5 protein-coding genes and 1 pseudogene are annotated in these 7,357 nt (G+C 71.3%); 4 read left to right on the top strand and 2 right to left on the bottom strand.

Features of this window, described 5'->3' with window-relative positions; translation table 11 throughout:
- Both AB0H81_RS42855 and AB0H81_RS42850 read left to right on the top strand, forming a co-directional pair.
- Positions 1–635 (top strand): annotated as a pseudogene (locus tag AB0H81_RS42855) (ABC transporter permease); the annotation flags it as partial.
- A gap of 35 nt (positions 636–670) precedes the next feature.
- Positions 671–1,915 carry an ROK family transcriptional regulator gene (locus AB0H81_RS42850; RefSeq protein WP_358387653.1) on the top strand — a complete coding sequence of 415 codons (1,245 nt, stop codon included), beginning with the start codon at positions 671–673 and terminating at the stop codon, positions 1,913–1,915.
- A gap of 38 nt (positions 1,916–1,953) precedes the next feature.
- Here the strand turns inward: AB0H81_RS42850 and AB0H81_RS42845 are convergent, their stop codons facing one another.
- Entirely contained in the window at positions 1,954–2,763 is an 810-nt protein-coding gene (locus tag AB0H81_RS42845) for a neutral zinc metallopeptidase (protein WP_358387650.1), read from the bottom strand.
- 174 nt (positions 2,764–2,937) lie between these two features.
- A complete protein-coding gene (locus tag AB0H81_RS42840) occupies positions 2,938–3,801 on the bottom strand; it encodes a neutral zinc metallopeptidase (protein WP_358387647.1) in 864 nt (287 codons plus the stop codon).
- A 132-nt stretch (positions 3,802–3,933) separates the two neighbouring features.
- Between AB0H81_RS42840 and dxs the strand changes: the two genes are divergently transcribed.
- Positions 3,934–5,814 (top strand): 1-deoxy-D-xylulose-5-phosphate synthase, encoded by a 1,881-nt coding sequence (gene dxs / locus AB0H81_RS42835; RefSeq protein ID WP_358387656.1) that lies wholly within the window; start codon positions 3,934–3,936, stop codon positions 5,812–5,814.
- A gap of 64 nt (positions 5,815–5,878) precedes the next feature.
- Complete coding sequence (locus AB0H81_RS42830) at positions 5,879–7,339, top strand: amino acid permease (RefSeq protein ID WP_358387644.1); 1,461 nt, start codon at positions 5,879–5,881, stop codon at positions 7,337–7,339.
- Positions 7,340–7,357 lie beyond the last annotated feature (18 nt).

Here is a 7,357-nt window from a genome sequence, read left to right as displayed (position 1 = left end):
GGGCGCGCAAGCGGGCCGCGCGCGGCCTGGTGGCCGACCCGCCGTCGCTCATCGCCGCCCGGGTGGGCGCCCTCGCCGTCCTCGCGGGCGCGGCCGTGTACGTGCTCAACCTGGAGCGCAGCTTCAACCCGGCGTTCGCCTCGCTCAAGGGCGTGCCGATCGTCGTGCCGGTCATCCTCGCGCTGCTCGTGCTGTGGACGTTCGTGCTGCGGCGCACCGGGTTCGGCCGGCACGTCTACGCGGTCGGCGGCAACGCCGAGGCGGCGCGCCGGGCGGGCATCGCGGTCGACCGGATCCGGGTGAGCGCGTTCGTCATCTGCTCGTCGATGGCGGCGGTCGGCGGCATCGTCGCCGCCTCCCGGGCCAGCTCGGTGGACCCGAACACGGGCGGCAGCTCCGTCCTGCTGTACGCGGTGGGCGCGGCCGTCATCGGCGGCACGAGCCTGTTCGGCGGCAAGGGCCGGGTGCTCGACGCCGTGCTGGGTGGCGCCGTGATCGCGGTCATCGACAACGGCATGGCCCTCATGCAGTACGGTTCGAGCGTCAAGTACCTGGTCACCGGCTTCGTCCTGCTCCTCGCGGCGGGGGTCGACGCCCTGGCCCGTAAGCGGGCGGCCGCCGCTGGTCTAAGGTGATCAGCGACTTCCCGTCGTTCAAGGATGCTCAGACGATGCGTGCCGGCCCCTCACAGGAGGACATCAGGCGTCACAACCTCGGCGCCCTGCTCCGCCATGTCCACCTCGGGGGGCCGATCTCGCGGGCCGAGCTGACCGCCAAGATGGGGCTCAACCGCAGCACCATCATGGCGCTCACCTCCGACCTCACCGCCGCGGGGCTGGTGCGGGAGGAGCTGCCGCGCGAGACCGGGCGGGCGGGCCGCCCGTCGCTGGTGGTGCGGCCCGAGTCGTCGAAGGTGTACGTGTTCGCCTTCGACGTGGGCCCCGACCGGCTGGCGGCGGCCCGGGTCGGGCTGGGCGGGGCGATCCTCGACCGCCGGGAGACGGCGCGCCGGCGCGGGCCGTTCGACCTGGACGAGCTGGCCGGGACCCTGGCGGGGTTCGCCCGGCAGATGCGGCGCAAGACGCGCGCCGACACGGTGTGCGTCGGCGCCGCCGCGGCGGTCTCCGGGGGCGTCCGCAAGGACGACGGTGTGATCATGTTCGGTCCCAACCTGGGGGCCGAGGTGGTGCCGTTCGGTGAGGAGCTGGGCCGCCGGCTGGGCCTGGGGCTGCCGGTGAGCGTGGGCAACGACGCGAACCTGGCGGCGCTGGCCGAGCACAGCCGGGGCGTGGCCGTCGCGGTGCGCGACCTCATCTACCTGCACGGCGACGTCGGCATCGGGGGCGGCATCATCACGGGCGGGCACCTGCTCGGCGGCCACGACGGCTACGGCGGCGAGGTCGGCCACATGGTGGTCAACCCGGACGGGCGGCCGTGCGGGTGCGGCTCGCGCGGCTGCCTGGAGGCCGAGGTGGGGGAGCGCGCCCTCCTGGAGGCGGCCGGTCGCACGATTCTCCCCGGGCGCGAGGGGGCTCGTGCCGTGGAGGAGGCCGCGGGACGCCAGGGGCGGGACGCCGTGCGGGCCGTGGTGGACGCGGCCGACCGGGGTGACATCGTGGCGCAGGAGGGGCTCAAACGGGTGGGCGGCTGGCTGGGCCTGGGCGTGGCCAACCTGGTCAACATCTTCAACCCCGAGATGGTGATCTTCGGGGGCATGCTGCGGGAGGTGTACCTGGGGTCGGCGGCCCAGGTGCGCAGCCGGCTCGCGACGCACGCGATGGGCCCGCAGCGGGAGCGGCTGCGGCTGCGCACCTCGGCCCTGGCCGACGACGCTACGCTCGTGGGCGCGGCCGAGCTGGCCTTCGCCCACGTCCTGGCCGATCCGCTGGAGGTCCTGGCCCGCGTCACCGGCTGAGGATTTCCGGCTACGCGGGCCGCGGGCGGCCGCGGGGGTCAGGAGACGCGGGCGATCGTGGCCTTCCAGGTGTTGCAGGAGCCGGCCGAGCCGCTGGTGTAGCCGCGGTTCTGCCAGTAGGCGAGGTTGCGCGGCTTGCCGTGCACCTTGCTCTCCTCGGCCTCGCGGACGGCGCCGATCCACTGGTCCCAGGTGATGCCGGGGTCGACGGAGTCGAGCGCGGCGCTGTAGAAGACGCCGGCGAAGCACTCGGCCTGCATCTCCAGCCGGTGGCTGACGATGGAGCGGGCGGTGCCGCGGGCCCGCCAGTAGAGGCGGTTCTGCTCGTCCAGCATGCCGGTGAGCTGCTGCACGTGGTGGCCCCATTCGTGGGCGACGGAGTGGGCGATGTTCATCTTGAACGGGTCGGTCAGGTCCCGCTTCATGATGCGGATGGCGACGGTGCGCTGGGCGGGGCAGTACTGGGCGCCGTTGCTGGTGATCTTGCCGCAGACCGAGGAGCTGCCCGTCGTGATCGCCACCTTGGGCGAGGTGTACGCCAGGCCGGCGGCTTTGAACCGGGCGGCCCAGAAGCGGTCGGCGCAGCGGGCCATCGACCGGTGGAAGGTCTTGAGGGATGCGGCGCTGCCCTCGCGGATCTCCGGGATCGGGCAGGACAGCGGGGAGGCGGTGCCGGAGCGGTAGATCCGGTTCTCGGCCAGGACGGCGGGGGGTGCCGCGACCGCGTGGGGGACGCCGTAGGCCGGCTGTGCCGTGGAGGCGCCCGCCGCGGTCTGCGCGCCGGCCGTACCGGACAGGCCGACGCCCGCGATCACGCAGACCGACGCTGCGACAAGGGGAATACGCACGATCGCGGATACTAGACCAGTTGATGGTGATTTGGTGGGCTGTCTGGGGAAACGCGGTAAAAGCGGGTGTCGCCGGGCAAGCAGGATCCTGACGAAAGAGCCGGGAAAAGCGCGGCGCGGCCGCGCCCGTGAGGGACGCGACCGCGCCGGTGAAGCGGATCGTGCGGGGTGTGACTAGGCGACCGCGCGGGACGAGGCGGCCCAGGTGTTGCAGGAGCCCGGGGAGGCCGAGCCGTAGCCGCGGTTCATCCAGAAGGCCTGCGAGGAGCCCCTGCCGTGGTCGTTCTGCGGCCACGCCTTGGCGCCGTTCTTGCGGAACCAGTCGACCGTGTAGTCCCACTGCGCCGGGTCGATCGGGAGAGTGTCCTCGATCGTGCGCATGAAGACGGAGGAGAAGCACTCGGCCTGCAGCTCGGAGCGGCGCGAGAGCGCGAGCTGGCCCGCCTTGGAGGCGCGGGCGCGGGCCGGCCAGTAGTAGCTCCAGATGCCGGAGATCTGCTGCACGTGGTGCCCGTACTCGTGCGCCATCAGGCGGGTGATGCCCAGCGCGAACGGGTCACGCAGCTGCGTCTTGGTCACCAGCATGTACATGGTGCGGTCGGTGGAGCAGTAGATGCCGTCGGCGCCCTGGCTCCACGGGCCGCACGGCGTGCGCAGCTTGCGGGTGATGATGCGCAGGCGCGGCTTGCTGAACGACAGCTTCGCCTTGCGGAACTGGGTCGACCACGACGCGTTCAGGCAGTTCGTCACCCGGGTGAGGAAACGCTTGTAGGCGGCGGTACTGCCCTTGGGCAGGCTGCCGGGAGAACAGTGAGAGTCAGCGAGAGTGCCCGTCCTGTACAGCGGGTTGGCCGTGGCGGCCGCCTTGCCGCGCGGCGGCGCGGCGAGCGTCTGGGCCGCCTGGGCGGGGGCCTGGGCCTGCTGTCCGGAGGAAGCGACGGGTGCGGTCTGGGCTGCCGCCGTGCCCACGCCCACCAGCGAGACCAGAACACCGGTGGCCAGGACAGTCGTCAGTTTCCGCATGGGGAGAGTGCTCATAGTGTAGGCAAGACTAGGTCAAGATCGGACAAATGCGTGCGGATTTGACTCGATGGAGTCAGCGGGACGTCCACGAACTAGACTTCAAGCCACTGGTGCCAAGAAGCAGAGGGGATCGCATCCGTGAGCGGGTTGCTGGGCTCGGTTGAGGGACCGCACGACGTCAAACGGCTCGATGTCGAGGAGCTGCCGAGGCTGGCCAACGAGATCCGTGACCTGCTCGTCGACTGCTGCTCCCGCTTCGGCGGGCACCTCGGGCCCAACCTCGGAGTGGTGGAGCTCACCATCGCCCTGCACCGGGTCTTCGACTCCCCGCGCGACCCGATCATCTGGGACACCGGCCACCAGGCGTACGTCCACAAGCTCCTGACCGGCCGTCTGGCGGGCTTCGGCGCGCTGAAGCAGGAGGGCGGCCTGTCCGGCTACCCGAGCCAGGCCGAGTCCGAGCACGACTTCGTGGAGAACTCCCACGCCTCGACCGCGCTGTCCTATGCCGACGGCCTGGCCAAGGCGTTCAAGCTGCGCGGCGAACGCGACCGCACGGCCGTCGCCGTGATCGGCGACGGGGCGCTCACCGGCGGCATGGCCTGGGAGGCGCTCAACAACATCGCCGGGGTCAAGGACCTGCCCGTCGTCATCGTCGTCAACGACAACGGCCGCTCCTACTCGCCGACCATCGGCGGGCTCGCCTCCCACCTGTCCAAACTGCGGGTCACCCGCCGCTACGAGGACTTCCTCGAGTACGTCAAGGAGAAGATCGGCAACGTCCCGGTCCTGTACGACGCGCTGCACGGCTTCAAGAAGGGCGTCAAGGACATCCTCGCCCCGCAGGTGATGTTCGAGGACCTCGGCCTCAAGTACGTCGGCCCCATCGACGGCCACGACGAGCAGGCCATGGAGGCCGCCCTGCGCACCGCCCGCGACTTCCGCGGCCCGGTCATCGTCCACGCCCTCACCCAGAAGGGCCGCGGCTACTCCCCGGCCGAGAACCACGACGAGGACCAGTTCCACTCGCCCGGCGCCTTCGACCGGGTCACCGGCGCGGAGAAGCCCAAGGGCCGCATCTGGACCGACGTCTTCAGCGAGGAGCTGGTCCGGCTCGGCAAGGACCGCGAGGACATCGTCGCGATCACCGCCGCCATGCTCCACCCGACCGGCCTGGCCGCCTTCCGCGACGCCTTCCCCGAGCGCACCTACGACGTCGGCATCGCCGAGCAGCACGCGCTGACCAGCGCGGCCGGCCTGGCGCTCGGCGGCATGCACCCGGTCGTGGCCGTCTACGCCACCTTCCTCAACCGCGCCTTCGACCAGCTCCTCATGGACGTCGCCCTGCACCGGCTGCCCGTCACCGTGGTGCTCGACCGGGCCGGCGTCACCGGCGACGACGGCGCCAGCCACAACGGCATGTGGGACCTGTCGATCCTCCAGGTCGTGCCCGGCCTGCGGATCGCCGTGCCGCGCGACGGCGAGCGCCTGACCGAGCTGCTGGAGGAGGCCGTGTCCGTCACCGACGGCCCCACGGTCCTCCGCTTCCCCAAGGGCCCCGTGGCCGAGCCGGTCGAGGCGGCCGGCAAGCTCGGCGAGATGGACGTCCTGCGCGCCGGCGACGCCGACGTGCTGATCGTCGCCGTCGGCCCGATGGCCAGGGCGTGCATGGACGCCGCGGTGCTGCTCGACGCCCAGGGCATCTCGGCCACCGTGGTCGACCCGCGCTGGGTCAAGCCGCTCGACGAGGCGCTGGTCCTCGCGGCCGGCGCCCACCGCATGGTCGCGGTCGTCGAGGACAACGGCCGGGTCGGCGGCGTCGGCGACGCGGTGGCCCGGCTGCTGCGCGACGCCGACGTGGACGTCCCGGTCCGCACGTTCGGCATCCCGCAGGAGTTCCTCCAGCACGCCAAGCGGGCCGCGATCCTCGGCCGCGTCGGGCTCACCGGGCAGGACCTCGCCCGCCAGATCACCGAGGCGGTCGCCCGCCGCGACCAGCAGGTCAGGAGCCCTTCCGCCCGCGGCTGAGCACGGCGCCGCCTCCTGCCATCGGGAAAGCATGATGTCCACGAGTGTGGGCAAGGTCACACTCGTGGACATCCTTCGCACGAAATCCGTTGAGCAGTCCATCAGCGACACCGAGGCACCGGAGCATCGGCTGCGCAAGCGCCTGACCGCCGTCGACCTGACCGTCTTCGGCATCGGCGTGATCGTCGGCACCGGCATCTTCGTGCTGACCGGACAGGTGGCCAAGCAGACGGCCGGACCGGCCGTGGCCTTCTCCTTCGTCGTCTCCGCGATCGTCTGCGGCCTGGCGGCGCTGTGCTACGCGGAGTTCGCCTCCACCATCCCGGTGGCGGGCTCGGCGTACACCTTCTCCTTCGCCACGCTCGGCGAGCTGCCCGCCTGGATCATCGGCTGGGACCTCATGCTGGAAATGGCGCTGGCGGCCGCGGTGGTCGCGGTCGGCTGGTCGGGGTACTTCGCGTCGCTGATGTCCTCGATCGGCCTGCCACTGCCGGCGTCCATCGCCGGCGACGACCCGGTGGTGAACCTGCCGGCCATGATCGTGGTGCTCCTCCTCACCGCGATCCTGGTGGCGGGCATCAAGCTCTCCTCCCGGGTCAACCAGGTCATCGTGGCGATCAAGGTCGCGGTGATCCTGCTCGTCATCGTGGCGGGGCTGTTCTTCATCAAGGCGGAGAACTACTCGCCGTTCATCCCGCCGGCCCAGGCCACCGAGCAGGTCGCCGGGCTCAAGGCGCCGCTCATCCAGGTCCTGTTCGGCATCACGCCCGTGGCGTTCGGCGTGATCGGCATCTTCTCGGCCGCGGCGGTCGTGTTCTTCGCCTTCATCGGCTTCGACATCGTCGCCACCGCCGCAGAGGAGACCATCAACCCGCAGCGCGACATGCCGCGCGGCATCATCGGCTCGCTGGCCATCTGCACGGTCCTGTACGTGGCCGTCTCGCTGGTCGTCGTCGGCATGCAGAACTACAAGACGCTCAGCACCTCGGCCCCGCTCGCCGACGCCTTCACCGCGGTCGGCCAGAAGTGGGCGGCCGGGCTGATCAGCATCGGGGCCATCGCCGGGCTCACCACCGTCGTCATGATCCTCATGCTGGGGCAGACCCGGGTGCTGTTCGCCATGTGCCGCGACGGGCTGCTGCCGCGCCCGCTGGCCAAGGTCCACCCGCGCTTCGGCACCCCGGCCCGGCTCACCGTCATCATCGGCATCGTGTCGGCGCTGCTGTCCGGGTTCATCTCGCTCGGGGCGCTGGCCGAGCTGGTCAACATCGGGACGCTGTTCGCGTTCGTGGTGGTGTCGGCCGGCGTGATCATCCTGCGGCGTACCCGGCCCGACCTGCCCCGCTCGTTCCGCACGCCGCTGGTGCCGGTGCTGCCGATCCTGTCGGTGCTGGCCTGTCTCTACCTCATGCTCAACCTGCCGGTCGAAACGTGGCTGCGGTTCCTCATCTGGATGGTCATCGGCGGGCTGCTGTACTTCACCTACGGCTACCGGCACAGCCGCGTCACGGCGGGGACCCGCTAGCCGTATCGACCATAGGCG

It is taken from the genome of Nonomuraea sp. NPDC050691, from assembly GCF_040654455.1.
GTDB lineage: Bacteria > Actinomycetota > Actinomycetes > Streptosporangiales > Streptosporangiaceae > Nonomuraea.
The sequence above is the reverse complement of the archived record's forward strand: the minus strand, read 5'-3'. Positions and strand labels throughout refer to the sequence as shown.

What these genes read in the sequence shown, in the direction of transcription:
- AB0H81_RS42850 (WP_358387653.1), top strand. Translation starts at nt 671, where the DNA reads ATGCGTGCCGGCCCCTCACAGGAGGACATCAGGCGTCACAACCTCGGC.
- AB0H81_RS42840 (WP_358387647.1), bottom strand. Translation starts at nt 3,801, where the DNA reads ATGAGCACTCTCCCCATGCGGAAACTGACGACTGTCCTGGCCACCGGT.